This window comes from Salinisphaera sp. SWV1 (assembly GCF_052044155.1).
Classification (GTDB): Bacteria; Pseudomonadota; Gammaproteobacteria; order Nevskiales; family Salinisphaeraceae; genus Salinisphaera.
Genome location: NZ_JBQDYE010000133.1, coordinates 1 through 635, shown reverse-complemented (window position 1 = coordinate 635; position 635 = coordinate 1). Strand labels below are relative to the sequence as shown.

1 protein-coding gene is annotated in these 635 nt (G+C 43.0%); it reads left to right on the top strand.

All coding sequences use genetic code 11. The annotated features are described in order from the left end of the window. Positions 1–61: 61 nt before the first annotated feature. On the top strand, positions 62–635 hold a 574-nt coding region (gene leuE, locus ACS8YF_RS19820; RefSeq protein ID WP_440851799.1), incomplete at its 3' end, for a leucine efflux protein LeuE.

The following is a 635-nucleotide window of genomic DNA, read 5'->3' as shown; positions in this document are numbered from 1 at the left end:
AGATTGGCTAGCATATTCACCTTTAATCGCGCATGATCGAAAGATAATTAAAGAGGTTAATGTGTTCGCTGAATACGGGGTTCTGAATTACTGGACCTATCTGGTTGGGGCCATTTTTATTGTGTTGGTGCCAGGGCCAAATACCCTGTTTGTACTCAAAAATAGCGTCAGTAGCGGTATGAAAGGCGGTTATCTTGCGGCCTGCGGTGTATTTATTGGCGATGCGGTATTGATGTTTCTGGCATGGGCTGGAGTGGCGACATTAATTAAGACCACCCCGATATTATTCAACATTATACGTTATCTTGGTGCGTTTTATTTGCTCTATCTGGGGAGTAAAATTCTCTACGCGACCCTGAAGGGTAAAAATAACGAGGCCAAATCCGATGAGCCCCAATACGGTGCTATTTTTAAACGCGCGTTAATTTTGAGCCTGACTAATCCGAAAGCCATTTTGTTCTATGTGTCGTTTTTCGTACAGTTTATCGATGTTAATGCCCCACATACGGGAATTTCATTCTTTATTCTGGCGACGACGCTGGAACTGGTGAGTTTCTGCTATTTGAGCTTCCTGATTATTTCTGGTGCTTTTGTCACGCAGTACATACGTACCAAAAAGAAACTCGCTAAAGTGG